Origin of the sequence: Alkalibacterium sp. MB6 (assembly GCF_009935905.1) — a bacterium.
GTDB lineage: Bacteria > Bacillota > Bacilli > Lactobacillales > Carnobacteriaceae_A > Alkalibacterium.
The window spans coordinates 49,671-75,297 of record NZ_PREX01000010.1; the positions used below are offsets into that span (position 1 = coordinate 49,671).

25 protein-coding genes and 1 pseudogene are annotated in these 25,627 nt (G+C 39.8%); 6 read left to right on the forward strand and 20 right to left on the reverse strand.

The window, feature by feature from the left end; all coding sequences use genetic code 11:
- Positions 1-96: 96 nt before the first annotated feature.
- Positions 97-750, forward strand: a complete 654-nt coding sequence (locus C3945_RS05465; RefSeq protein WP_161878683.1) for a GNAT family N-acetyltransferase — start codon at positions 97-99, stop codon at positions 748-750.
- 55 nt (positions 751-805) lie between these two features.
- On the opposite strand, the gene C3945_RS05470 is transcribed toward C3945_RS05465, so the two are convergent.
- The 18 genes from C3945_RS05470 to C3945_RS05550 form a co-directional block, all read right to left on the reverse strand.
- Positions 806-2,266 (reverse strand): sodium/glutamate symporter, encoded by a 1,461-nt coding sequence (locus C3945_RS05470; protein WP_161878684.1) that lies wholly within the window; start codon positions 2,264-2,266, stop codon positions 806-808.
- Positions 2,267-2,430: 164 nt separating this feature from the next.
- Positions 2,431-3,195: a hypothetical protein gene (locus C3945_RS11825; RefSeq protein ID WP_202623300.1), complete on the reverse strand. Its 765-nt coding sequence runs from the start codon at positions 3,193-3,195 to the stop codon at positions 2,431-2,433.
- A gap of 120 nt (positions 3,196-3,315) precedes the next feature.
- Positions 3,316-4,305: a metallophosphoesterase gene (locus C3945_RS05475; RefSeq protein WP_161878685.1), complete on the reverse strand. Its 990-nt coding sequence runs from the start codon at positions 4,303-4,305 to the stop codon at positions 3,316-3,318.
- Between the two features lie 144 nt (positions 4,306-4,449).
- On the reverse strand, positions 4,450-5,043 hold the full coding sequence (locus tag C3945_RS05480) for a nitroreductase family protein (RefSeq protein ID WP_161878686.1): 594 nt from the start codon (positions 5,041-5,043) through the stop codon (positions 4,450-4,452).
- 383 nt (positions 5,044-5,426) lie between these two features.
- Positions 5,427-6,185, reverse strand: a complete 759-nt coding sequence (gene pgeF / locus C3945_RS05485; RefSeq protein WP_161878687.1) for a peptidoglycan editing factor PgeF — start codon at positions 6,183-6,185, stop codon at positions 5,427-5,429.
- Positions 6,186-6,199: 14 nt separating this feature from the next.
- Positions 6,200-6,931 (reverse strand): ion transporter, encoded by a 732-nt coding sequence (locus tag C3945_RS05490; RefSeq protein WP_161878688.1) that lies wholly within the window; start codon positions 6,929-6,931, stop codon positions 6,200-6,202.
- 79 nt (positions 6,932-7,010) lie between these two features.
- On the reverse strand, positions 7,011-7,883 hold the full coding sequence (locus C3945_RS05495) for an alpha/beta hydrolase (protein WP_161878689.1): 873 nt from the start codon (positions 7,881-7,883) through the stop codon (positions 7,011-7,013).
- Positions 7,884-7,940: 57 nt separating this feature from the next.
- Positions 7,941-8,657 carry a CBS domain-containing protein gene (locus C3945_RS05500; protein ID WP_161878690.1) on the reverse strand — a complete coding sequence of 239 codons (717 nt, stop codon included), beginning with the start codon at positions 8,655-8,657 and terminating at the stop codon, positions 7,941-7,943.
- Positions 8,658-8,956: 299 nt separating this feature from the next.
- Positions 8,957-10,060: a Leu/Phe/Val dehydrogenase gene (locus tag C3945_RS05505; RefSeq protein WP_161878691.1), complete on the reverse strand. Its 1,104-nt coding sequence runs from the start codon at positions 10,058-10,060 to the stop codon at positions 8,957-8,959.
- Positions 10,061-10,106: 46 nt separating this feature from the next.
- On the reverse strand, positions 10,107-11,480 hold the full coding sequence (locus C3945_RS05510; protein ID WP_161878692.1) for a dihydrolipoamide acetyltransferase family protein: 1,374 nt from the start codon (positions 11,478-11,480) through the stop codon (positions 10,107-10,109).
- Positions 11,481-11,495: 15 nt separating this feature from the next.
- Complete coding sequence (locus C3945_RS05515) at positions 11,496-12,482, reverse strand: alpha-ketoacid dehydrogenase subunit beta (protein ID WP_161878693.1); 987 nt, start codon at positions 12,480-12,482, stop codon at positions 11,496-11,498.
- 26 nt (positions 12,483-12,508) lie between these two features.
- A complete protein-coding gene (locus C3945_RS05520) occupies positions 12,509-13,495 on the reverse strand; it encodes a thiamine pyrophosphate-dependent dehydrogenase E1 component subunit alpha (protein WP_161878694.1) in 987 nt (328 codons plus the stop codon).
- Positions 13,496-13,518: 23 nt separating this feature from the next.
- Positions 13,519-14,934, reverse strand: coding sequence for a dihydrolipoyl dehydrogenase (gene lpdA, locus C3945_RS05525; RefSeq protein WP_161878695.1), 1,416 nt, complete (start codon positions 14,932-14,934; stop codon positions 13,519-13,521).
- A 26-nt stretch (positions 14,935-14,960) separates the two neighbouring features.
- Complete coding sequence (gene buk, locus C3945_RS05530; RefSeq protein WP_161878696.1) at positions 14,961-16,037, reverse strand: butyrate kinase; 1,077 nt, start codon at positions 16,035-16,037, stop codon at positions 14,961-14,963.
- 34 nt (positions 16,038-16,071) lie between these two features.
- Entirely contained in the window at positions 16,072-16,902 is an 831-nt protein-coding gene (locus C3945_RS05535) for a phosphate acyltransferase (protein WP_161878697.1), read from the reverse strand.
- Positions 16,903-17,121: 219 nt separating this feature from the next.
- Positions 17,122-17,595 carry a hypothetical protein gene (locus tag C3945_RS05540; RefSeq protein ID WP_161878698.1) on the reverse strand — a complete coding sequence of 158 codons (474 nt, stop codon included), beginning with the start codon at positions 17,593-17,595 and terminating at the stop codon, positions 17,122-17,124.
- Between the two features lie 114 nt (positions 17,596-17,709).
- Complete coding sequence (locus tag C3945_RS05545; protein ID WP_161878699.1) at positions 17,710-17,913, reverse strand: hypothetical protein; 204 nt, start codon at positions 17,911-17,913, stop codon at positions 17,710-17,712.
- 311 nt (positions 17,914-18,224) lie between these two features.
- Positions 18,225-18,794 (reverse strand): NADPH-dependent FMN reductase, encoded by a 570-nt coding sequence (locus tag C3945_RS05550; RefSeq protein ID WP_161878700.1) that lies wholly within the window; start codon positions 18,792-18,794, stop codon positions 18,225-18,227.
- Positions 18,795-18,969: 175 nt separating this feature from the next.
- On the opposite strand from C3945_RS05550, the gene C3945_RS05555 reads away from it, so the two are divergent.
- Complete coding sequence (locus C3945_RS05555; protein WP_161878701.1) at positions 18,970-19,530, forward strand: TetR/AcrR family transcriptional regulator; 561 nt, start codon at positions 18,970-18,972, stop codon at positions 19,528-19,530.
- A gap of 123 nt (positions 19,531-19,653) precedes the next feature.
- Here C3945_RS05555 and C3945_RS05560 read toward each other — a convergent pair whose 3' ends face one another.
- Positions 19,654-20,640 (reverse strand): VOC family protein, encoded by a 987-nt coding sequence (locus tag C3945_RS05560; protein ID WP_202623305.1) that lies wholly within the window; start codon positions 20,638-20,640, stop codon positions 19,654-19,656.
- 294 nt (positions 20,641-20,934) lie between these two features.
- On the opposite strand from C3945_RS05560, the gene C3945_RS11830 reads away from it, so the two are divergent.
- Complete coding sequence (locus C3945_RS11830) at positions 20,935-21,291, forward strand: hypothetical protein (RefSeq protein WP_202623302.1); 357 nt, start codon at positions 20,935-20,937, stop codon at positions 21,289-21,291.
- Between the two features lie 86 nt (positions 21,292-21,377).
- Here C3945_RS11830 and C3945_RS05565 read toward each other — a convergent pair.
- Positions 21,378-22,254, reverse strand: a pseudogene (locus C3945_RS05565) (hypothetical protein).
- Between the two features lie 142 nt (positions 22,255-22,396).
- On the opposite strand from C3945_RS05565, the gene ybaK reads away from it, so the two are divergent.
- The 3 genes from ybaK (at position 22,397) to C3945_RS05580 (ending at position 25,620) form a co-directional block, all read left to right on the forward strand.
- On the forward strand, positions 22,397-22,879 hold the full coding sequence (ybaK, locus tag C3945_RS05570) for a Cys-tRNA(Pro) deacylase (RefSeq protein ID WP_161878703.1): 483 nt from the start codon (positions 22,397-22,399) through the stop codon (positions 22,877-22,879).
- Between the two features lie 212 nt (positions 22,880-23,091).
- Positions 23,092-24,753 (forward strand): IS1182 family transposase, encoded by a 1,662-nt coding sequence (locus tag C3945_RS05575; protein WP_237585490.1) that lies wholly within the window; start codon positions 23,092-23,094, stop codon positions 24,751-24,753.
- Positions 24,754-25,407: 654 nt separating this feature from the next.
- Positions 25,408-25,620 (forward strand): hypothetical protein, encoded by a 213-nt coding sequence (locus C3945_RS05580; RefSeq protein WP_161878704.1) that lies wholly within the window; start codon positions 25,408-25,410, stop codon positions 25,618-25,620.
- The last annotated feature ends 7 nt before the right edge of the window (positions 25,621-25,627 follow it).

Sequence of the window (25,627 nt, forward strand, 5' to 3'; positions counted from 1 at the left end):
TACTTTTGTTCTTAATCGATTCCCTTTTAACTTTTAACATCACGTTTCATTCCTGTGCTATAATAATAAGGATCCCTTTGAGAAAGTAGGTTTAACATGAACACACAGCATACGGAAACGAACTTATCGAGCGACTCTATTTATTACAGACCTCTAGAAAAAAGTGATTACAAATCCGTAGCTGATTTACTGACGACAGTTTGGGGCTTTGATCAAGTCGCATCAAAATGGAATGCCCGACAGATGGCCTACGTTTTCTTACATGATTTGCTACACGTTGCTACCTTCTCTTCAGTAGCCGTTCAAAACGACACGATAGTGGGTATTGTTCTGGGCCGATCTAAGGCGGACAGTCAGCCACCAAAACTCTTCAATCTCAAGAAGCAATTTCACCATTTTTTACTGCTCTTTAATCAAGAAGGAAAAGAAGCGGCGCTGTCCTTTAAACGACAAAAACAAGTCAATGAAGGCTTATATAGTCAAACGAAGCGAGCATTTGAAGGAAAACTTCAGCTGTTGGCTGTCAATCCATCCGCAAGAAAATCAGGAATCGGCACTCACTTATATCATTCGTTCATTGATTACATGAATGAAAAACAAGCAGCTAACTTTTATTTATTTGCAGATAACCGCTTATCTTATGAGTTTTTTGAAAAAAAACAGTTGAAAAGAGAAGCCATCATTACCCGCAAGATGCCCTTTTTCAATCAAACCCTCACCTTTTATTTGTATTCTAAAGATTTACTTTAACCTTAAAAGATGAAAACACGACCAGTCACTTTATCATGACTGATCGTGTTTTTTGTTAATTGTCTCTTTTTCTAGCTTGGAACAATTTGGTGCTCTCACGTTGACCAGACCTTTTTGGACTGAAATAATAAAGTCCAAATGCAACGAAGATTAGAGTAAGCGTTCCTGTTATGGCGAGGAATACCCAAGGGCCGAATTGGTAAATAAGTGGTAAAGAAGCTGACGTGACCAGTCCTCCACCTAGTACAGGTTCAAACAAAATTTGCTTGTACCCAAAACCTTCTAAAGCCGGTGACTGTTGATCCGGGTCTGCCACTTTCATTAATAAAAGACCAGTAGCGGCCATCCCCATGTATTGACCATAGTCCCCGACTCCCCTTTCTAACCAATGGTCCGGCAACATTCTTGGACCTAGATACAGGAATGCAAAGGTTGTCCACGCTGTCCCAGCAATGGCTAATAAAACAAATGGTATCAGATTATCTCCAATGACATCCAATGATAATGTAGCCAGTGCAGAAACGAGAAGAACGTCCAAAGCAAAACCGGAAATTTTATTGACTAAGTTAGGATCGATATAATTATCAATATCTAATAACTCAAACACTTTCTGAATGACCATTCCACCAATCATAGCTAAGGGGAATAAAGGAACAAATGAGAGAACATAAACATCAGTTGGAGGACCCCAAGTGGCTGCTTCCAGCCAAACAAGAGCCTGTTGAATGATGTAACCAATCAATATGGCGCCACCAACCAGTGACAGATGAAAAGCAAGAGGTTCAATCGCTTTTGGCTCTTTTATTTCCTGCTCCATTTCGTAACCGTAAGTGTCAGCGATTGTATCCCGCTCCTCGTCAGTAAGAGCCTTTTCACCTTCTACGTACTTGGCTTCACCCTTACGATGGAAAATATTAATGATGGCAATCCCTGTTATCACTCCCACCAATATACCTACCGTTGCTAACCCAAGCGCCAAATCCGCCCCTTCTGCAAATCCTAATTCATTAAAGGTCGAGGCTAATCCAGCCGCCGTTCCGTGGCCCCCAACGAAAGCAACTTCAATCAATGCTCCCGCCATCGGGTTTGTTCCGAAAAGTGGCGATAATACTAAGAGAGTTAACAGCAAACCTATCGCATATTGGCCAAAGGAGACCGCATAGCCCATAATGATTTGTGGGCCCGAGTTATTCCAGATACGCTTCATTGTTGGCACTTTTTGCCCTAGAAATAAAGCCGCGAATACAATGTTAATAAACATCCCTGGTAATGGCGACCAAGTATCCAATATAAATTCTGGAATTAAGCCATTATAAAAAAAGGATGACTCATTAAGAAACATGGACGTTAACCGACCAAGAACTTGAGGTCCTACTAATAAAGCTAAAAAGCCTGCAATAATAGAACTAGGTAAAAAGAGTCTCTTTAACCATTTTGTTTTAAAACGGGTTATTTTCCCTAAAATTAAAAAGACACCTAAAATAATAAAACTAAAACCTACCATATTTGGTGACATTATAATAGCTCCCTTCAGTATAAATTATGTTTTCAAAAAAAAACATCATTACATAATTATAAAGTAAGGCGAATCATTAGACAAATTAATTACTTTAAATGAAAAACCCGCACAGAATGCATGCGGATTTTTTCATTTAAAAGGTATCATTTACTAACACTTTTTCATTCTCCAGAAGACAAGTTATTACTCTCTATACCATCCGGATTCGTCCGAATATGTGGTCTGACGTATGATGCGGATCCATCACTATTTTCTCTATAATGGCCCCTCACAGAATGGATTCCGGGTTGATATTGATCTGATTGCTGGTATTGAGCCTGTTGGTAATGATAGTACTGCACCGAATTATAGTCATTTATCATACCTTCAATCTGTCTGATGACAAAAGGTAAAACCAGCATGATTAAGAACAGCGGTACGGCAGCCATAATGCTCACTGCTTCTTGCGTTGAATACTCGTGTCGGTATAAGTAATAGAGAATAATATGGAATAATCCTGCAGAAAAGAGGACACGACCAAGTAGCAGGAACAGATCATAGCCGCCGTAATAGTAATAAAATAAATCGTACGTTTGAAAGGATGAATAGATTAGATAAACTATAGAGCTTAACCCTAAAAGCATCGGTCTAAAATGTTTAATTATGTAAGAAATTTTCATGAAAAAGAAAACAATTGCGAGCAAGCCCGCTAACGGAGGGAAAATAAGTGTTACCAAGGAAACAAAAGCCGCCATGACTAACATTCCTGGCATCCGTTTGATAGCAATATAAATGGTCATAACTGCCAAGGTAATGACTACGACTGATAAAGGTAAGACTGAAAGAATACCAAAAATCACAAGTGCAGTGACATGAGCTTTTGACCGGACTTGATTTGCTTCCCAAGTCCTTTCCAAATCAAATACATCATTAGAATAATAATCCACAGTTTTTCCTCCCAATATATATAACTTCTATACCCTCATAATATCATATATTTTGTCCTTCTATAACAAAAAAATCACTTCTTTTAACGAAGTGATTTTTCCCATATTATCTCTAAACTTTTACATGTCTTCTTCCCTGAACGCGGCTCGTTCCTCACGCCCTTTTTTAGTACGCTGGATTTTGAGTTTTGCCAAGTACTCGACGACTTCTTTTGGCTTGCGGATGTCGAATGACTCAATCGGCTCAGGTCCTCTCATCGTTTCCCTCTTGATTTGAAGAAACCCGTCATCGTTAACCACTTCTTTCCAACGAACCAGTCGAATCATACCTTCAGTCAGTTCCAAAGCTGTGATACTAGCTGGGTAAATCCCACAACCTGTATTGAAGTATGGCATGTCATTATCTTTGGGAAACTTAAAGCGGTGAGTGTGCCCGCAAATCAAAGTTCGTCTATGTTGTTCAATCCATTTACTGTAGTTACGTTCAATTTTATGTCTTTTTGATTCGTTTTTAACTGGACTTGAGGGGTTTCTAATACCGAATCGGTGTAGGAAACGCCAGAAAAACTTAACGGATAACATCGTAAAAAACCAAAATTGATCGTTTGGTGCATCTCCTTGGTGCCCATGAAGAACAAATAATTCCTGGCTAGTCGACCGATGCTTTAACACAACGGCTTCTTCAGGCTTTAAACCTCTCATAAAATCATTGTACTCTTCTTCATAAGTATCGTAGGTAACATCAAAGTGCTTTCGTACATAACTAGGGTTATCAAGGTAGATATCATGATTCCCGAATATTTTAATGTAGCGCTTGTCGTCAAAAAACTTTTTTATTACCTCATAGATAGCGATATGGGCGTGTTTGATCGTTCGAATATCAGAATACTCCAACAACTCCTCGCCGTCACCCACTTCAACAAAGGTATAATTATTTTCGTAATATTCATTTAGAGCATGGAGAAACATGTTACGACTTTTCAAAAATTCATCTGAGATACTTCCATCACCACGGTGGGCATCACTCATAAATACAAAACGGGAGTAATCATCAAAATAAACCTTCCTGGCCTTGTCATAAGTTTCGGTCAGCCGTTTATTGGTAAACATTCTTTTAACCTCCTGATTAAAACGGTTTCTAGTATAAGTATACGTTATCCATGCTTTTAAATAAAATATTAGGTCAGCTCTGTAAAAATAAAACGCCCGAACAGCCAGAATAAATCTGGATGGTCGGGCGTTTTAATAGGTTACTTAGTTGAACACCATGAAACGTTTCTCATCTTCCATGTATTCTTTTGGTGCTGGTTCAGCTTCTTTGGAACCGAAGACAAGTTGAGCACGCAATTTCCAGTTACTTGGAATTGACCATTCTTCAGATACACGCTCGTCAATGACTGGGTTGTAATGCTGCAAGTTAGCTCCAATGCCTTTTTCTGCGAACGCATTCCATACGTTAGCTTGTGTTAAGCCAGAAGCTTGATCTGACCAAATAGGGAAGTTATCTGCATACAAAGCAAACTGTTGTTGTAATGAAGAAACGACGTCCGCATCTTCAAAGAACAAGACGGTTCCTTTTGCTGCCGCGAAGCCTTGCAGTTTCTCTTGAGTTGCTGGGAATTGTTCTGCTGGAGTTAGTGGCTCCAAAACGTCTTCAGTCATCTCCCATAATTTTTTATGTGAGTCGTTAAATAGAATGACCACTCTTTGAGTTTGTGAGTTAAAAGACGTGGGACTTTCTTTAACCACTTCTTTAACTAACGATTCAATCTCTTCCTCCGAAAGATCGACGTCTGTTCCTAATGCGTAAATAGAACGACGCTTTTTCAATAAATCAACAAATGACATGTTACATTCTCCTTTTCCATACAAAAAATCGTCACGATTGCTATTATATCACTTATATTAAATAAGTAAATAGACTAAATAGACCTTGCAATTTCTCGTAGGATGTCAAAAGTGTGACGGTTTCGTCATGTCATATGGTGGGAGTGACAAAATACACTGGTTGCAACACGTTTTTTAGTATTGACGAGCAGATTTTCGTTTTAGCCTCAAGCGACATACATTTGGATACAACTTGCTGGCTGATTACAATTTTAACTTGCATCGAAAACGGTTTGGATACCACTTACTGATTGATTCTAAATTTAACTTGTATCAAAAACGATTTGGATACCACTTACTGATTGATTCTAATTTTAACTTGTATCGAAAGCGCCTTTCTAAGGTCATTCATCGATTAAAGCTTTAAAGGGTTTGACTGCATCTGTCATCATCGTTAGGATGCCGTTCAATCCATAAGTTGGTCCTTCTTGGCGAGCAGAATGCAGACGGTCATCAGTATAGGTTGAAACTCGTTCGATTTCGATATGATCCTCTAAAAGCCCGGCTTCAAGCAGAACTGACAAGTTCGCGTCCGTCATGCTCAATAAGAACTTTTCGCCTTTAGGTTCAAAGAAATAATTTCGATTATCGAATGAAGCAAATGCATCGTAAACGTCTTTTCCAACTTCGTAGTTAGCTTGGTCTATCGATGGCCCGACGTAAGCAAGAATGTCTTCTTTTTTACAGTGGAACTCTTCTACCATCCTATCGACGGCTCGCTTTCCTATCTTTTCTACTGTTCCACGCCATCCCGAATGGACACTGGCTAGAACTTTTTGAACCGGATCAAACAAGACAATGGGCGTGCAATCCGCATACTTTATTAAAAGGGCCACGTTTTTTTTGTCTGTTATCAGTCCATCTGTATCCTTGAACGTTTTTCCGTATGCAAAGTCTTCCCCATTCTTTCCGTCCACATAAGCAATATGAGCTGTATGACCTTGTTGACCTGAGTAGATGGCATCTGGAGACACATTCATTTCATTTAGCAATCGGTTAACATCTTCCGTGACGTTATTTCCAACTGTTTGATAGCGAAAATTATAATCTGTACCTGCGACCCGATTGATTAGTCCATGTTTCAACAATAATTCTGAATGCATAATGATTTCCTTTCCTATTCCTCTTCTTCATTCTTCGATTTCTCCAACTCTTCAACGTAGCCGGCCGTTATGACACTAGTCGGTAATGCAATAATCATGACTCCGACTAAATTCGACAACATCGAAAAGATTTGCCCTAGTGTCGAAACTGGGTACAGATTTCCATAAGTCACCGTTGTCACTGAACTGGTTGACCAATACAATGCTTCCATGAAAGTGGAAAAGGTTTCTGGTTCCAAATTAAACACAAGCAGTGCCGCAACGACTATATAGGTTACTGTTAAGCCTAGTACCAAAACCAGGGAATCTTTTTGCTTTCTAACCGTTTGTTTTAATAATATTAAACTTTTGGAATACCGAAAGAGTCTGAAGGTCCGGAAGACTCGAAAAGACCTTACTAAACGAAGCAGTCGGAATAATCTTAACGACTGATTTAATATCGTCAAAGAAGGCAAGATTGCTAAGAGGTCAATGATCGCATAAGGCGTAAACGGATACGTTAGAAAAGCTAAAGCAGGTTCCTTCTTTGGAAATTTTAGGTCAGCCGTGAGAAACCGTAACAGGTAATCCAAAGTAAAGAAAACGACCGCTACCAGTTCAATCGTCAATAAGGTATCCGTCTGTTCGATAACCACTAGTGGGATAATACTAATTAAGGTGAGCACAATATTTAAAACATTATAAACCTTGCTCTTCCAACTTTGGGAGTCCTGTACATCCAAAATGGAATATAGTGTCTTTCTCATATTTTGGTCCTTTCTGAGAATCATTCATTGAACCTATTATATCATAGTCCATTCTGGCTTCATGATAAAAAAAGACCCCTTAATCGGAGTCCCCCTCTTGCGCGATAAATCCCTTAAACCACTCGCTCTGCTCTCTATTGCAAACACGGGCTTCTTCTAAATTCATGTTGCAATGAAAAATATGGGTCATGTGAGTGTCCCCTTTTTCGCCGTATACTTTATATGTTGCTTCTACCTTATGATCCAATAGTGCCTCATACATGGGAAGGGCGTCTTCTCTTAAAAAATCATACTCTGCTGTCATGACAAAGGTTGGAGGGAATGCTGACGTTATATTATCCTTAATAGCTAGATGATCTTCCCACTTTTCCCAGTCTTTACCTAAATAATCTTTCAATAGGACCAAAAGATTTGCATCTGTCTCTTTAAATTCTTCCCTAATGGGTGCCTTCATTTTTTTTGATAAATCATACATCCCGCAATTCAGTGCTAGCGCTCGAATGGCTATGTCTTCAGGCACATCAAAATCAAACAATTTGGCGTAGTCGTCGTTAGAGTATATAGCCGCATACTGGCTAGCCATCTGTGCTCCAGCAGAATCACCGACCAAAAAGACATGATTCAAGTCGATGTGGTAAGTCTGTGCATTTAATGTTAACCACTCCATCACTTGATTCAGTTCATTTAACTGTGTAGGAAATTGTTTATTAGGAGCCAGATGGTAGCTCTCTTTCATTCCATAAACAAAGCCCCCGCCATGGAAATTGACAATGACAGGTAACGGTTCAATCGTCCCTTTTGGGTAATAAACATCTAATCGGTTGAATTTAGATTTCCCAACATATTGAATACCATAGTGAGCATGAATGGTTTCATCTACCTTCAAATCTTTGTCTCGCTGTTTATCGTTTAATGTGGCTAGCGCTTTGAACGCTTTACTTTGTAGTGACATCTGATCCCTCCAATTGTATTAAGTATGCAACTGATACGTCGAATGACTACTTATCACTCACTTATTCTCTACGATAACCGGTATATCCCAAGGAGTGACAATGCCGACTAAGTCTTCTTTGCTTTTGACAGTAGCATTCTTTCCGATGAGTAAGACATAGGCTGTACGTCCTTCTTTAATGCGTTTCGTAAAAATTTCTTCAATCTCAAAGATAGAAGTCTCTTGATTAATGACTTCATAAAAGTCAAGGTCATCTTCAACAGCTAATACGTCTTTTAAAGTTGTTTGTTGAATCGATGTGATGTCTTTATCCATTGATTCAGCTAAATAGTTCGTAATTCCTATAGATGATATGATACCTACTAATTTATTTCCATTAAAAACCGGGAATTGTGTATAATGCTTTTTTCGTATAACAGATAAGACGTCCTTCAATGTATCGGTTTCTTGGAAGGTTCTGACTTTTTTCAAAAAGAGGTCTTTTACTTTTTTATTGTGTTTTATTTTTTGAGTGATGGCTTTCATTTCTTCAATTAAAGCATCACTTGGTAAGGCGACCGCTTCATCGTTCATTGTATGATGAGTCAGTAAATTTCTCAGCTCACGGTAAAAATCAATTTTGTCATAATATGTTTCTATCACTTTGTCTTTTTGTTTAGCAGCCGTACCCATGAGTTCACCAAAATGAGTATCTGGCTCTTTGTTTACTTTTTTAGCAATGACGTCATGCAGCTCATTAAAGGCATGTAAAAATTCTTGAAAGTTGTTATCCATTAGTAATCGGTCTCCTTAGTGATTGTCATTTGAGTTTACATTTTTCATCAATCCTTATTACTTTTCATTATAACAATAATTTTTTCTAGTAAAACAAATCAGCTTTTATTTTAATTTTCACAATTGTGGACTTCGTTCAATGAGGTCTCTATTTGACGATCTTAAGGTTGTTTTCCTGAGGACTTCGTCGAATGCGTTCCTGATTATAAGAAGTCGTCATCTATTTCCACCTGACTTCGTCCAATTAAGTCTAGTGAAAAGCCATTCCCGGATGAATTAGGAATGGCTTTTTCGGCTTTTTATCGATTAATGATTGATTTCGCATGATTAACGAAAACTTTCTTCGTCTTTCTAACTGCTTCAATGCGTTCTTCTGCTAATTTATCAGCTGCTTGGTAGGTTGGAATATTATCTCGCTCAGCGATGTCGAACACTTTTTCAATCTGGTTATAAATATTTTCTACCGATTTCTTAGCACGCTCTGCATTGTATCCACCATTAAATTCGTCTGCAACTTGAATCACTCCACCCGAGTTAATAATGTAATCTGGTGCATAAACAAGTCCCATTTCTTCTAATTGGTCACCGTGACGAGCTTCTTCTAACTGGTTATTTGCTGCTCCCGCAATCACTTTTATACCCGCTGCTTCCATTTGACGAAGGCTCTCATCATGAATGGTAGCGCCTAGTGCACATGGTGCATAGATATCAGCTTTTACTGAAAACAAATCGTTTGAATCAACGATGTCACAGCCCAGTTCCCTTGCACGTTCTCTTGGTCCATTAAATAAGTCGGCCGCAATAACAACGGCTCCTTCGGCGAGAGCTTTTTCAGCTAGAATGTAACCCACTTTACCGACACCTTCTATCAGAATCGTCCGACCTTCTAAAGAGGCTGTTCCAAAGGCTTTTTTCGCTGCAGCCTTCATTCCCATATAAACACCGTGAGCAGTTGATGGGGACGGATTACCAGAGGTTCCTGGTTTTAAGCTAGTCCCAGCAACATAATTGGTTTCTTGATACACATAATCCATTTGAACTTCACCTGTTCCAACGTCGGCAGCTGTAATGTATCGCCCGTTTAACCCTTCTACAAAACGCCCAAATGCTCTGAACAAGGCTTCTTCATTTACACGGTTATTCGGATCTTTTAAAATAACTGTTTTTGCTCCACCTATAGGCAGACCACTGGCCGCATTTTTATAAGTCATTCCTCGTGCCAGCCTCATCGCATCTTTTACTGCATCTTCTTCTTTTTCATATGTCCAGTAACGCGTGCCACCAAGGCCTGGGCCTAGTGTTGTATCATGGATACACGTGATCGCTCTCAAACCTGTTTCTTTGTCATTCATAAAAACGATTTGCTCATAATCGTATTCGCCTAGGGCTTTGAATAGCTCCATTCAGTAACTTCCTTTCTTGTTTGAAGTAATTTAAGTGAACGCTGAATTAATATAATGCCGATTCGTCCACAAAACGTGCTAAATTCTCTTTAACCTCTTTCAAAAAGCGTCCAGCCTGCAAGCCGTCAATGATGCGGTGGTCAATAGACAAACATAAGTTAACCATATCAGCCACTTTAAACCCGCCGTCTTCAGTCGGAACAAAGCGTTTGTTAATACTTTCTACTTGTAAAATAGCCGCCTGCGGGTGATTAATAATACCCATTGATTGGATGGAGCCAAAGCTTCCCGTATTATTTACCGTAATGGTCCCGCCTTTGATGTGCTTGCTTTCTAATTTGCCGCTTCTAGCTAGCTGAGCCAGGTGGTTAATTTCTTTACTCAATCCACTAATGGAATAATTATCTGCTCCGTGAATAACCGGAACAAATAAATGGTCATCGGTTGCGACCGCAATAGAAACATTAATGTCTTTGTGGTACACAATGTTGCCGTTATCCCAAGACGTATTCATGATTGGGTGTTTTTTAATCGCTTGAACCACTGCTTTGACAAAGAATGGGAAGTAAGACAAGCTGACGCCTTCTTTTGCTTTAAAGCCGTCTTTCAATTCATTTCTTAACTTCACTATAGTCGAGACATCTGCTTCAACAGTTAGCCAAGCATGTGGGATTTCTGTCGTGCTTTGGACCATCTTTTTAGCAATGGCCCGTCTAATGCCGTCTGCTGCTACCACTTCTGTTTCACCCATAGTGGAGGCTGGTGACGGTTTGGAAGCGTCTTTACTGATTGGTTCTGGAGTTGGTTCAGTTTGCACTGGAGAAGGCGTGGCTTCGGCTTTTTGTGCACTGATGTCAACGTTTTGCACATCTTTTCTCGTGATGCGTCCGTGTTTGCCAGTGCCTTTGACCTGATTCAAGTCGATGCCTCTTTCTTGAGCAATGCGAACGACTGCTGGTGAATACCGTGCTTTTTGACTGTCGTCCGTTAATGAACGTTCAGTTGTTGGGGTGTTACCTGGACTAGTATCCAGCTCTACCGTGCCTTTTTCAGCTTCTTTGTCGATTTCTTCATTGATGTGCTGCATAAATTCTTCTGTTCGTTCGCCTTCATTTGTATTCACTTGATTGGAGGCCTCTTCAGTCACTTCTTGATTACCGACTGTTGCTTCTTCGGTCCCATCGGTTTCAATGGTCATCATAGGGGTTCCTATGTCGACATCCGTATCAACATCGATTAAAATGTCTTTAACCGTTCCTGAAAAATTAGAAGGGATTTCGGTCGTCACTTTGTCCGACACAGCTTCCGCTATAGGGTCGTATTTATTGACATAATCGCCTTCTTTAACTAGCCATACCGCAATGGATGCTTCGGTTACACTTTCGCCTAAATGGGGCATGGATATCGTTTCAATGGCCATTCAATCGCCCTCCTTTTAAAATTCCGCCAATTCACGCATAGCGTTCAACACTTTTTCTTCATCGACTAAAAATTCTCTTTCCAAAGATATGGCATAAGGCATACTTGGCGAATCGGGACCTGCCAAGCGTTTGATTGGTGAGTCTAAATAGAACAATGCTTCTTCTGCAATAATTGCTGCAATTTCACTCATAATGCTGCCTTCTTTGTTGTCTTCTGTAACTAGTAAGACTTTACCCGTTTTCTTAGCCGCTTCAACCAAGGTTTCTTTATCTAATGGGTACAAAGACCTCACGTCCACTACCTCGGCTTCAATGCCTTCTTTGCTTAATTGTTCAGCGGCTTTCAATGCGTGGTTTAAAACCATTCCGTAGCCAATGACTGTGATATCGTCTCCTTGGCGAACGACATTGGCCTTATCTAAAGGCACCACGTAATCCTCTTCTGGGACATCGGCTTTGAGTAAACGGTAGAGGCGTTTGTGTTCGTAAAATAAGACAGGATCGTCCGAACGAATTGCCGCTTTAATTAACCCTTTGGCATCATAAGGCGAAGAAGGCGTCACAATACGCAGACCAGGTTGTCCAAACAATATTTTTTCTGTGGATTGAGAGTGGTATAAGCCTCCTCTTACACCGCCACCGTAAGGCGTTCGGTAAACGATAGGTGCTGTCCAATCACCTTTTGTCCGGTAACGCATGCGCGAGGCTTCTGAAATGAGTTGGTTCACAGCAGGTAAAATGTAGTCGGCAAACTGAAATTCGCCTATGGCTCTGTACCCAACCACACCTAAACCAACAGCTAAGCCACCGATTTGACCTTCAGTTAGCGGAGTATTAAAGCAGCGGTCGTCCCCAAATTTTTCAGCTAATCCTTTTGTTACTCCGAATACGCCGCCTTTCACTCCTCCCACGTCTTCTCCAAATATCACGACTTTTTCGTCGCGGGTCATTTCTTCTTCGATGCCTTTATTAATGGCTTCTAAATATGTCATCATCGTCATTTAAGTCATTCATCCTTCCCTGTGCCTTAGTCTGCATACACTTGATCTGAAATGGTATCAGCTGTTGGATCAGGCATCGCTTCTGCTTCATCGGTTGCTTTGTTGATTTCTGCTTTCAGTTCCTTGTCGATGGCAGTCATCTCATCTCTAGTTAAATACCCTTCTTCAATGAGTTGTTTTTCAAATAGCAACAAACCATCTTTTTGCTTCATGTCTTCTAATTCTTCTTTAGACCGGTAAATGGTATGGTCGTCATCGGCTGAGTGAGAGGTCAGACGTGACACCATCAGTTCGACTAATGCTGGACCTTTTCCATTCCTTGCATCGTCTACCACTTTTTTAAAGGTTAAATAAGTTTCAGTAAAGTCATTTCCGTCTACTCGGTGACCTGGGAAACCATAGGCTGGACCACGTTCTGCCATTGTTTCATTAGCGTATTGCTCTTTAATACCAACTGATATGGCATACCCGTTATTTTCAACGACAAAAATGAGAGGAAGTTTTTTCACTCCAGCAAAGTTCATGGCTTCTTGCACTTCACCTTGGTTGGCTGATCCTTCGCCTGTCGTCGTCAAGGTCACATAATCTTTTTTGCCCAGTTGAGCACCATAAGCCACTCCTGTTGCCAAAGGAAACTGCGTGCTGACCGTTGAGGAGTGCGAGACGATATTGTGTTCTTTCGATCCATAATGGTTCGGCATTTGGCGGCCATGAGAAGAGGGGTCATCTTCTTTTGCCAAAGAACCCATTAAGATGTCCTTAGACGTCATTCCCCACACCAAACACGCGGTCATGTCCCGGTAATAAGGGAGAAAATAATCTTTTTCAGGTTCAAATGCCAGTGCCTTAGCCACTTGACCTACCTCATGTCCTTGTCCAGAAATATTAAAGGACGTTTTTCCAATACGCGTCAATTGCCATAGTCGTTCATCTAGTCGACGTCCTCTTAAGACATGTTTATACGCTTCAATAATCTGTTCCTTATTTAAACCCGATTCCTTAAGTTGTTTCACTCTGCTCACTCACTTTCTCGTCTTTATTTGTGAATCGCCATGTTTTCTGTATCCAGTGCTGCTTCTTGAATCGCTTCTGATAGTGTAGGATGCGGGTGAATCGCTTCTCCTAATTCAAGTGGGGTGGCATCGAGGTATATGGCTGTGCTGACTTCTGAAATTAAATCCGTTGCGTGCGGTCCAATAATCGATACACCAAGTAAGTCCTCTGTGTCTTTGTCTTTAATCACTTCAACGAAGCCATCTCCGCCTCCATGGATCAGTGCTTTTCCATTTGAAGCGAAAGAGAACGTTCCTGTGGTAACGTTTTTGCCTTTTGGAAGGGTTTCTTTTGTATAACCCACACTAGCGACTTCTGGCGAGGTGTAAATACATCTGGGTACATTAACATAATTCAGTGTGTCGCTTGAGTCATGAATTATGTGATCCACTGCCAATTCGCCTTCTTTCATCGCGACGTGAGCCAACTGCAAGGTGTCTATACAGTCTCCAATCGCATAAATATGACCTTCCGTTGTTTGATAATGCTCGTTGACATGAATTCCTTTTGCACTGTATTTAACCGATGTGTTTTGCAGACCTAAGCCTTCTACATTCGGTTTGCGCCCAATGGCGACCATGACTTTATCAACGGTTACAGGATTATTTTGGCCTTTAATGTTAAGGTCGACTCCATTATCTTGAACCGTTGCGCCTTCAACGATTTGCTTTAATTCTATTTTAATACCGCGTTTGTTGAGTTGCTTTTTCAGTTCTTTTGATATGCGTTGGCTTTCGTTCGCAACCAAACGGTCTAAGGCTTCGTAAATCGTGACCTCTACCCCGAGGCTATTTAATAAAGAGGCCCACTCCACACCAATAACGCCGCCTCCAATAATGGCGATCGTTTTTGGCAAGTCTTCCAGGGTTAACATTCCGTCAGATGACAAGATATGCGTCTCGTCCAGTGGTAAATGAGCCAGACTATGCGGACTTGATCCTGTCGCAATGATGAGCTTTTTAGGAACAAAAATGTCTTCTTCCTTACCTTCTTCATTATACGTAACGGCAACAGCGCCTGATACAGGAGAGAATATAGAGGGTCCTAAAACAGCCCCTTTTCCTTCGATGAGTCTGATTTTGTTCTTTTTAACTAAGCCTTGAACACCTTGGTGAAGCTGGTCGACAATCGCTTGTTGTCTCTCTTTTATTTTTTTGTAATTAATTGTGACGTCACCCGATAGTTCCAGTCCGAATGTGTCAGCTTCTTTTAATGTATCCATAACTTCGGCACTTCTCAGTAACGCTTTTGTCGGGATACACCCGCGGTGAAGGCACGTGCCACCGAGTTTGTCTTTTTCAACTAAGGTGACGTCCATGCCTTGTTGGGCGGCGCGGATCGCTGCCACGTATCCTCCGGTTCCTCCGCCTAATATGAGTACATCTGTTTCAATAGCCATCGTATCCCTCACTTATTCGTTTTCTATTAAACCTCGTTGTATCGCTTAGCTTGTTCTTCTCCATTTAATACACGCATCACGCCTTCATATAAGGCTTCCATTTCTCTTTCACCAGGGTAAACAGCTACCGGAGCAATCCAGTCACTATAAGACTGAATCTCTTTTACCAAGTAAGTAGAATGTGCCGCCCCACCAGTTAAAATAATGGAATCTACCTGACCTTTCAAAACAGCAGCCATTTCTCCTACGGCTTTACCGATTTGATAGCTCATGGCTTTTAAATAAAGTTCAGCTTCTCTGTCTCCATCTTCGATTCGTTTAACAATTTGTCTGATATCAATTTCGTTTAAGTAAGAAGCTAAGCCACCTTTTCCAGCAAGTAACGTTTTGACTTGTTTTAAAGAGAGATTTTCTTCTACTAGTTTTTTGGCAAAATCATATAAGGGTAACTGACCGGTTCTCTCTGGAGTAAACGGTCCTTCTCCGTCTAGTCCATTAACGACATCGACCATTTTCCCTTTACGGTGAGCACCGATACTCGTCCCGCCACCTAAATGCACAACGATAACGTTGCTTTCTTCATACTGCTTATTGGCCTCGTTCAGGAGTCTTCTTGCGACTGCTTTTTGATTCAATGCATGACTGACACTGCGCCTGTGAATCCCTTTTAAACCAGAAATTTTTGCGATGGCTTCCATTTCATCCACCACCACCGGGTCAACAATGTAGGCTTGAACACCAGCCGAGTCCGCGATTTCTTTTGCAATGATGGCACCTAAATTCGACGCATGGGTATTGTATTTTTCCTCTCTTAAATCAGTCAGCATTTCTTCTTCGACTAAATAAGTGCCGCCGGGAATGGGTTTTAACAAGCCGCCCCTCCCGACGACTGCCAACAAATCTGTCGGAGCATAGTCATGTTCAGCCATAAAGTTTAACGTCAATTCTGTTCGAAAATCTTTTTGATCAATGATGCGATCGAATGGTGCTAATTCTTTTATTGAATGCCGAATGGTATCAACGGCCACTAAGTTTGTTTCATCAAAAAGAGCCACTTTTGTTGAGGTGGAACCTGGATTAACAACTAATATAATATCTTTCATTAGAACCTCCAACTAAATAAGTATGCATTTTCGATTATTTTTTTAATTGCATCAAGGCAAACTCCAGCCCATAAAGCTTACTTTTCACTTGATCACTTCTTGAGGTCAAGACAATTGGAACCTTTGCTCCAACAATACTCCCGCCCATTCTCGCTCCGCCGAACAAGACAAAGGATTTATATAAGACGTTTCCCGCATCGATACCAGGGACAACGAGTATATCCGCATCGCCTTGAATCGGTCCTTCAAATCGTTTGCTTTTAACAGCTTCTTTTGATAAAGATAAATCTAGTGATAACGGGCCATAAACCGTTGCGTTAGAATTAGTTGAAAAGCGCTCCGTTAACTCATTTGCCATGACTGATGACGACATTTTTGGATTAAGATTTTCAGCTGCGCTTAACAATGCGACTTTGGGCTTCGTTAATCCGATTCTCTTGCTCGTTTCAATGGCATTTTCAATAATGACTTCCAGCTGGTCAATGGTTGGTGCAATGTTCATTCCGGAGTCTGTCAGTAATATAGGCCGCTTGAGTTGCGGCAAGTCGACAAGCACGACATGTGAAAGCAAGTCTTGGTTTCTCAAACCGTGTTCTTTTTTTAAAACTTCTTTAAGTAGAGCGTGGGTTTGCACACCGCCTTTGAGTAGGATATCTGCTTTACCGTCAGCTACACATTTAACCGTTTGGTAAACCATATCTCCTTCATTTTCACATGGGGTGTACTCCCAAAGTCCTTCTGTATCTATATTAGGGTCCACATCAAACACTTTAAACGTCAGGTCTTCATTGCCTTCTACCCGACTGTGACGGACTAGCTCTAAAATGTCTGATCTAGATCCACCTGCAACAGCAACTGTTGGCATGGCTCGTCCTCCTCTATTCATTTGTAAGCGTTTAACTTAAGTTTAACTTATATGATACTAATATCCAACTGTTTGATTATGAGAATTTTATCACTTATAAAGCGTGAATGCTTTGGATATGTTTATTCATTCTCTTTTAGTTAGCTTAACAAAAGAAAAACTCCCGACAAAGTATCCTACCTTAATCGGGAGCTGGCATTCATTTAAATTAGTTGGTTTCTAACGCATTCTACTTTGAGCAGTGGCTTTGATTTCTTCCAATTTTTGTATAGGACAGCCATTTTCATCGTAAATGAATTCTCGTACTTTTTTACTGTCGGCCATCGTTAATACGAGCCGATCACGGTAAGGTTCAGCTAATTCGTCAAACAGAAAGGCTTCGTCATGGAGCTGGTATTTTGAACGCAGAGCTTCTATTTCTCCTGGCTTTTTCAGTGTATAACTGCGACTGGGAAGGGGGCTATCTGTTTTTTGTTTTTCAATACGGTAAACATAGTCATCGCCGTTGTAAATGATTTCCAATGCACCTGAATTGGTTCTGCGGTATTCGACGTCAGAATAATCTCCCTTATGGAGTTCCCACCAGGCTTCAATACCTTTAATCGCTTCTTCCTCGGTTTTATAGCTACCATGTTCCTTCTTCTGCTTTGTCAAACGATTTTGCCAATAGTTGGTGTACACTGTTTGCTTCATTTACATCACTCCTTCTTCTTTAGCTTAGTCCTAGTGTACCTAATATGAGTGAAGAATGAAATGGAATCGAACACAATTTTAACTTTGTAAGGTAACTGTAAACTAGCGTCATGGTTATTTTTTAAATCGATTGACTAGTTGCATAACCATTAAAAATATTAATGAGCCTGTAAATAGCCAGAAGCCTGCATCCTGGAGCGTTTTTCCGATAGTCGAAGCTGATTCTCCATCATTTGACCATAGAATAAACCCGGATACTATGAGTACTAGACTGACTCCCAAAACTATAAGCATCGCTTTTGTTAATTTATCTTTCATCTCTCGCACCTTCAATTCCTCAATCTGTTTCTTTATCTTATCATATGTTGGTCGCCGGTGTTAGGCCCTCTTTAAAAGATGCTTTGACTCGGAGAAGCCGTTCATGTGACAAGTTCGTTTGGAATTTTCGTTTTAACTTGTATCAATACGGGTTTGGTCACAAGTTCGTTTGCTTTTTTCGTTTTAAGTTGTCTCAATACGGGTGGGGCGACCCAAATAAGTTAGAGTTTTTCATTTTAACTTGTTACAAAAAAAAGACCAGTCTTTTTAGAGCATACACTCTACAAAAAGACTGGTCTATTTACAATTAATTATCCACGAACAGATTTTAGGCCTTTAGACCAGTTAACTGTTGTTTCGATTACTGCTTGAATTGTTGCATTGTGTACTTCTGCTGGACGGAAGCTGCTCATTTCTTCAAAGTCAGTGAAGAGGCTGAATGCGCCGAATGGTCCGACTGTTGCAACGTTTGTGTTAGATAAAATTGTACGCAAGTTTAGTGTTGCAGCAACGCCTAAAGTAGAACCATATCCAACAATTCCTGCTGCTTTGTTTGACCACTCTGCTCCAAGGTAGTCAATCGCGTTTTTAAGTGCTGGTGAAATAGCTTTGTTGTATTCTGGTGTGACAAAGATGAAGCCGTCTAAGCCATCAATTGTTTCAGACCAACGATTGTTTTCATCTAGACTATATTCTTTGTTAGCCATTGCTGGGGGCATCATTTCGTTAAACATTGGCAGATCGAAATCTTTAATATCAACGATTTCAAATTCTGCGTCTGCCACGTTCATGCTTTGAGCTTTTTGTAAAACATACTCTGCTACCTGAGAGTTGATTCGTGCGTCACGTGTGCTTCCTGTTATAATACCGATTTTTACCATTGTTTCGTTCCCCCTGATTTGTAATTATGTCTATTCGCTAACTTTTAGTAAGCTGACTACATTTATTATTGTATATCAGGTTGACTATAAATGAAACCAACAGTATAGTAAAAGTGTTACTTAAACAACAGATTTATGAAACTGTCTATTATCTATTAATGAAAAGGAGTTTGTCATGGAACAAGTAAAAACTGATCCCCGCGTCTTAAGAACTCGAAAAATGATTATTGATTCCTTCATTGCTTTATCAAATAAACAACCTTTTCATGACATCAGTGTTAAGGATATAACTGAAGAAGCCATGATCAATCGAGCGACTTTTTATAATCATTTTTTAGATAAGTACGATTTGCTTGAACAAGTCGTTGCTGAAACACTATCTTTAAATTTAAATTGCTCCAGTAAAAGTCATAGCTTGAGTATCGAAGCGACGATTAAACAAGTCTTTTTATCACTGGTTGCTTTTTTCCAATCTTCCGAAAAACAATGCTCTAGCCAGGAAGAAATCGAAACAGTCGATTCGATTATTGAGATTGAATTAAGCCGCATCTTCCAAAAAGCCCTTGTCGAAGAAGGGATTTCAGCAAAAGATAATCTTCTTCCGCGTCTAGCTTCCTTGTTGACTCATTCTGTATTGGGTATGAGTATGGATTACAAGAGCATGCCTACTGAGGAAGCACCTGAAGATTACATCGACGAGTTAATGCCTTTTATTCTTAACGGATTATCTATCTAACGGAGACGCGATAGCTTGAATCACTTCTCCTCTCTACTATACCTATTTGAGTAGTGTCCTTTCCCTAGATATTAATTTAACGATTCATAAAAAAGAGTCAGCCGAGGCTGACTCTTTCTCTAATTAATTGTATTCTTTTTCAAACATTTTGGTGCTTCTAACGGTATCGACGTGGCGAACTTGGCTCTCGATGCTGCCTCTTTCGCTTTCCAAAAATGGCGGCAGAGATAGTTTCTCACCTAATGTTTCATAAGGTTCATCTTCCATAAATCCTGGTCCATCTGTTGCCAACTCAATGAGTATCCCTGGCGTGATTCTTCCATATAATGACTGGAAGTAAAAACGCTCAACGAATCCAGAGTTAGCTAGATTGAATGTTTGATAGCGTTGAGTCCAGTTATCTAAATCTTGCTTATCGTCCACTCGGAAGGCAACGTGGTGAACTGTACCGAATCCTTGTTTATGAGGAGGCAATACTGTGTTGTACTCCACAATCACTTGGGCACCATTTCCACCTTCTCCCATTTCAAAGAGATGAACGTCCCCTTCACTATCAATTTCATTAAACTCATACACTTGCTCTAGAACCGCTTTAATATACTCAAAGTTACTGTAAGTGAACACGATCGGTCCTAAACCGGTAATGGCGTACTCTAGCGGAATCGGTCCGTCTTTCCAAGGTGTGCCCGATTCTACTCCTGTATTATGTTCATCAGAAACCAGTTGATATTGCTGATTATCGAAGTCAACAAAAGGTAAGACTTTTTTCCCGAACTGTTCTTTGATTCCTGAGTGCTTTACGTTTAAACGATCAAATCGTTTGACCCAATAGTCTAAAGCTTCGTCAGATGGGATACGGAATGAGGTTCTGGAGATTTCGTCATTACCGTGTTGCCCTTTTTGAATACCTGGAAAATCGAAGAACGTCATGTCGGTCCCCGCACTTCCTTTATCATCTGCAAAGAATAAATGATAGGTTTGAATATCATCTTGGTTGACTGTCTTCTTGACCAATCTCATTCCTAATGTATAAGTGAAAAACTCATAATTCTTTTCAGCACTGCTTGTAATAGCTGTGACGTGGTGTATGCCTTTTAATTGTTTCATTATATAGTCCCCCTAAAAATGTGATTAAGTCGCCATTGTTTCGAATTCGAGATAATTGTATCGTTTTACTTACTTTATGTCAAGTGTTAAGTTTTTGTTTTAGTTTTTCCATTGTTAGGTAGAACTGGTGCAAAATTCCTTAGATTACATCATCCTCACTGATTAAGGTGTTTATCCAGTCATTTTTGCTAAAAGCGGGTTAATTATTTATATTTATTAACTAGTGAGCATATTAATGTACATCGCTTTTTTACTATTGGTAGGTTATATTTATACTAAACACTTGGAGGAGATAGTATGGCACAACATCCGAATGAACGCAATGATAGAGATCCAGTTGACAACAGAGGCGATAGACGAGACGATAGAGGTGGCCTAGGGGTATTAGGCGGCGTCATTATTGGCTTATTGATAGTTGGATTGGTTATTTTTGCCGTGTGGTTCTTTTTCTTTAATGATACAACGGATACGTTAGACAATGAACCAAATGAAGAAACCATTATTGATGAAGGTGACGATGTTGACGTAAATATAGAGGAAGGTGATGAGGATGCTGGAGATACTGATACCAATGGCGATTCTGGCGACACTGATACCGATACTGACGAAGAAACCGATACCGATACCGATACGGATTCGGACGACGGAGCGTAATCATGACAACCGTTAATATTTAAATGAAATGTATAAATAAGGAAGCTACTGGATTGACTCCATTAGCTTCCTTTTTTTGCTTGCTATTAATGTCTAAAGTGGCGGATTCCCGTTTTAACCATTGCCAGGTTATAAGCATTGCATACGGCTACCGAGTCTTTATCTCGAATGGAGCCACCCGGTTGTATAATCGCTGTTATACCAAAGGTTTGAGCCAGTTTAACGGTGTCGTCCATCGGTAAAAAGGCATCACTTGCCATAACGAATACGTCGGAATGTTTCTCTTTATTCTGTTTCGCTTGCTTCAAGGCAATCTCCGCAGCCCCTACCCTATTCATTTGACCTGCCCCAATGCAAAAGGTCATATAGTCATTACCTACGACAATGGCGTTACTTTTGACATGTTTGGCAATAGTCATTAAAAAGGCCATCGCCTTCAATTCTTTGGTCATGGGTTTACGATCAGTCATGGCTTCCCGTTCTCTTCCATTTGCTCAATAAATGCGGGGTAGTCTTTTGGATCGGTGACAACAGACACTCGGTTAAAATTCTTGGCCGCACTTCTTAACATAGCTGGTCCACCAATATCAATTTGCTCAATTGCTTCGTTTAATGAGACATTTTTCTAGCTAGTGTTTCTTTAAAAGGGTAAAGGTTGACGATAAGAACATCTATAGCGTTGATCCCTATTTCAGCCATCTGTTTTAAATGGGTGTCATTTTCTACTTTTGAAAGGAGGCCCCCGTGGACTTTTGGATGCAAGGTTTTCACTCGCCCATCCATCATTTCTGGAAAGCCTGTGTACGATTCAATGGTGGTCACAGGAAACTTGAACTGTTTTAAATAATCATAGGTTCCGCCAGTCGACAGCAAGGTGAATCCTCTATCTACTATGGTTTTCGCAACTTTTTCTAGATTTGTTTTATCAGATACACTAAGTAAGGCATACCGTTTTTTAGTCATGTGTTTCTCCTTCACTGTTTTCTATAGTAGTAGTTTTTCAGAAAATAGCGTCGTCGTTTCACTTTCTTTCCTTTTGACTCACCGTTTTACATTTGCCATAATAGGAAGTAGGAATCGCGAGTAGAGAAAGAGGTCCGTTGACATGAGTAAAGTGAAGAAAACGAATGTGATGCGCTTGTTGGAACAGCAAGGCATTGCCTACGAGGAACACCATTATTTTGGAGAAAATGTGGATACGGGCGTGGATATTGCAGAGAAGATGGGAAACGATCCTGATCAGCAATTTAAGACGCTCGTCACTGTGGGTAGATCTGGCGCTCATTATGTCTACGTGATTCCAGTAAATACGGCACTTGATTTGAAAAAGGCCGCTCGTGCGGTTAGTGAAAAGAGTATCGCCATGATTAAAGAAAAAGAATTGTTGCCTTTGACAGGGTACGTTCACGGTGGCTGTTCCCCTATCGGTATGAAATCTGATTTTAAGACAGTTGTTAACGAAACAGCAGAACTGTATGACACCATTATTTTTAGTGCTGGCAAAGTAGGCGTGTCAGTTGAGATGAATGCATACGAGTTGGAAAAATTCATAGACATCGATTTTGCAGATGTTGTTAAAGAAAAATAAAAGTAGTCGGGGCTGGGAATAAACTCAGTCTCAATATTAAAAACCACCCATTTATTTTTGGAAAATAAATGGGTGGTTTTAGTCTTTATATAGAGAAATAACTAGCCCGATACCTTGTAATTGAAGTACGACCAACAACTAAGGAGGGGCTCGTTATGTACCAAATTTATACCACAATGGAGACCGCTTTAACACTATAATTAGATTTTACTATCCCAAATGATCATGAGGTACGATTAATTGGTCGCTTCGTTGATTCCATTCCTACAGAAATCCTTCTGGAAGATACTTCTCATACAGGACGTCCTGCTTTTCATCCCGCAATGTTATTAAAAATGTGTCTTTTCGCTTATACTCGCTCGACTTTTTCAGGTCGAAAATTGGAACAGATGAATGAAGAGTTCATTCCTATGAAATGGTTAACGGGTGATACATCCGTTATTTACAGAACAATTATCACTTTCCGTTCGAGTGAGCATGCGTCAAATCTGATTAGATATTCTTTTATTCTTTTTACGACATTATTAAGTGGTAATGGATTAATCCAAAAGGATGCATTGTATATTGATGGCACGAAGCTACAAGCCGATGCGAATATCTACAGTTTCACTTGGAAGAAAGCCATTGATCGATACGAAGCGAATCTCGTGAAAAAAATGGCTGAAATGTATGAAGAACTGCTTCAATCCAATGTGATTATTGCTTTATCTGAAGAGGAACTAGAAGGTTTACAAGACATTGAAAAGATGATTGAAAGCTTAGATGAAGCCCTTCAAGAAGTTGAAGTAGCGATTGAAGAAGAAAAAGTCGTCCCTAAGGGTGGTTCGAAACACAAGCGACGTCGTCGCACACTCAAGAAACACCGAAGTAAATGTTCAAACGATTTATTACCGCGTAAACAAAAATATGAAGAAGCCCAAGAGCTATTTGACGGAAGAAATAGCTTTTCTAAAACGGATACTGATGCCACATTTATGTGTATGAAAGAAGATCCGACGAAAAATCGAGAATTAAAACCTGGCTATAACGTTCAAGTTGCTTCTAATAATCAGTACGTCATTGACTTTGATATCTTTCCAAACCCAAAAGATACTCGAACGTTAATCCCATTTTTAGAGTCTATCCAAACCCTAGATTTATTTAAGTATATTGTCGCTGATGCAGGTTACGGGAGCGAAGAGAATTATGAGGCAGTGATAGATGATTTTGAAAAAGTCCCATTGATTCCATACGGAATGTACTATAAAGAACAAAGTAAAAAATACAGAAATAATCCGAAGCACCGTGATAACTGGACATATAACGAAACGGAAGATTCATACACTGATTTAGACGGTGTGCGTTTTAGTTTTTCACATTACAGTACTCGAAATGATAAGAAGGATTATCAAAGACAATTTAAAGTTTATAAAGCAGATACGGAACAAATGGACGATCAATTAAACCAGCTAGCTAAAACGCCCAAGGGTAATCAACGCCAGACGGCGGTTAACAATAATTGGGAGTACTTTAAACATAAAGCTAAAGAAAACCTCGAAAGCGAAACTAGAAAAGACATCTATGCCCAACGTAAGATTGATGTGGAGACTGTTTTTGGTCGGATGAAGGGTGTATTTGGCATGCGCAGAGTGCATGTGAGAGGAAAACAAGCCGTACATAATGACATAGGAATCATGCTCATGAGCATGATTTTAACTAAATTAGCCATCAAGGCAAGAAGAAAAGCGAGAGCTTTTCAGAATAAATTTACACAGAACAAAAATCACTATGAAACAATCAGAAAACTGATCGTTATCATAGCGATTTATTTATTTAGGGCTAGTTATTTCCCAGCTCCTTTTTTTTATCGACATTTATTACATAAGCTATTTTGAAAAACAATAAAGGACATAAGGAAAGCTTGCTACGCAAGCTTTTAAGTACATTTTATAAAAATCAAACCCGTTGATAAGCAACATTTGCGACAGAAAAAGATGACAATAAGCGTTTTAACCGTCATTATCACTAAAGGTGAAAGGCAATTTAAGGCTCACTTCGCTCGTGTAGGGATTGCCCTACATACCTCAGAGCAAAAAAACATGTAAAAATTATTTTTTTATTTATGTTTCTTTATGTCGACAAATAGTATACAATCGGCATGAAGGCGCTTTAAAAAGTTGGGAGGAAACAGGTGAAAAAAAAACAATTGAAATAGATGTGTGCTATAACGATTACTTTATTGAGGTGTACACTGTTGACCCTGGAGAAATGAAACAAATAATGCCAGATTTGTTAGATGATCAAAAGAAAAGCTTTGAACTTGGGGATAAAATCTTTTTCAAAAAAGATTTAAACTCAGTATCTATAGCGGATCATGGTCTCGGATTTATGTTTATGGACGTTAAGGACTAAAAATTAAGGGTTCTATAATAAATGGTGTTGGTGAGTTCCTTCGGAACTTACTAACACCATTTTTGCGTATCAATAGAAAAAGGCCCGTAGATTCCCTTATACTTAAGTCGACCAAAACCAAATAAAGGAGAATCTACATGACCTACTCTCATATTATACGAAAAACATTAAATATTAAAGACAAAAACATCCATTTTGACCCAGAGACTTATATTTTAGAAGACGAAACGATAAAAGAGATTACTTACAAAGTGTTTGAGGCGACACTGACCTACATGCCTAAGGCCTGTGAAAAGTGCGGTGTAGTTAATCATGCTCACACAGTCATCAAGAATGGTAAAAAAATGTAGCTACTTA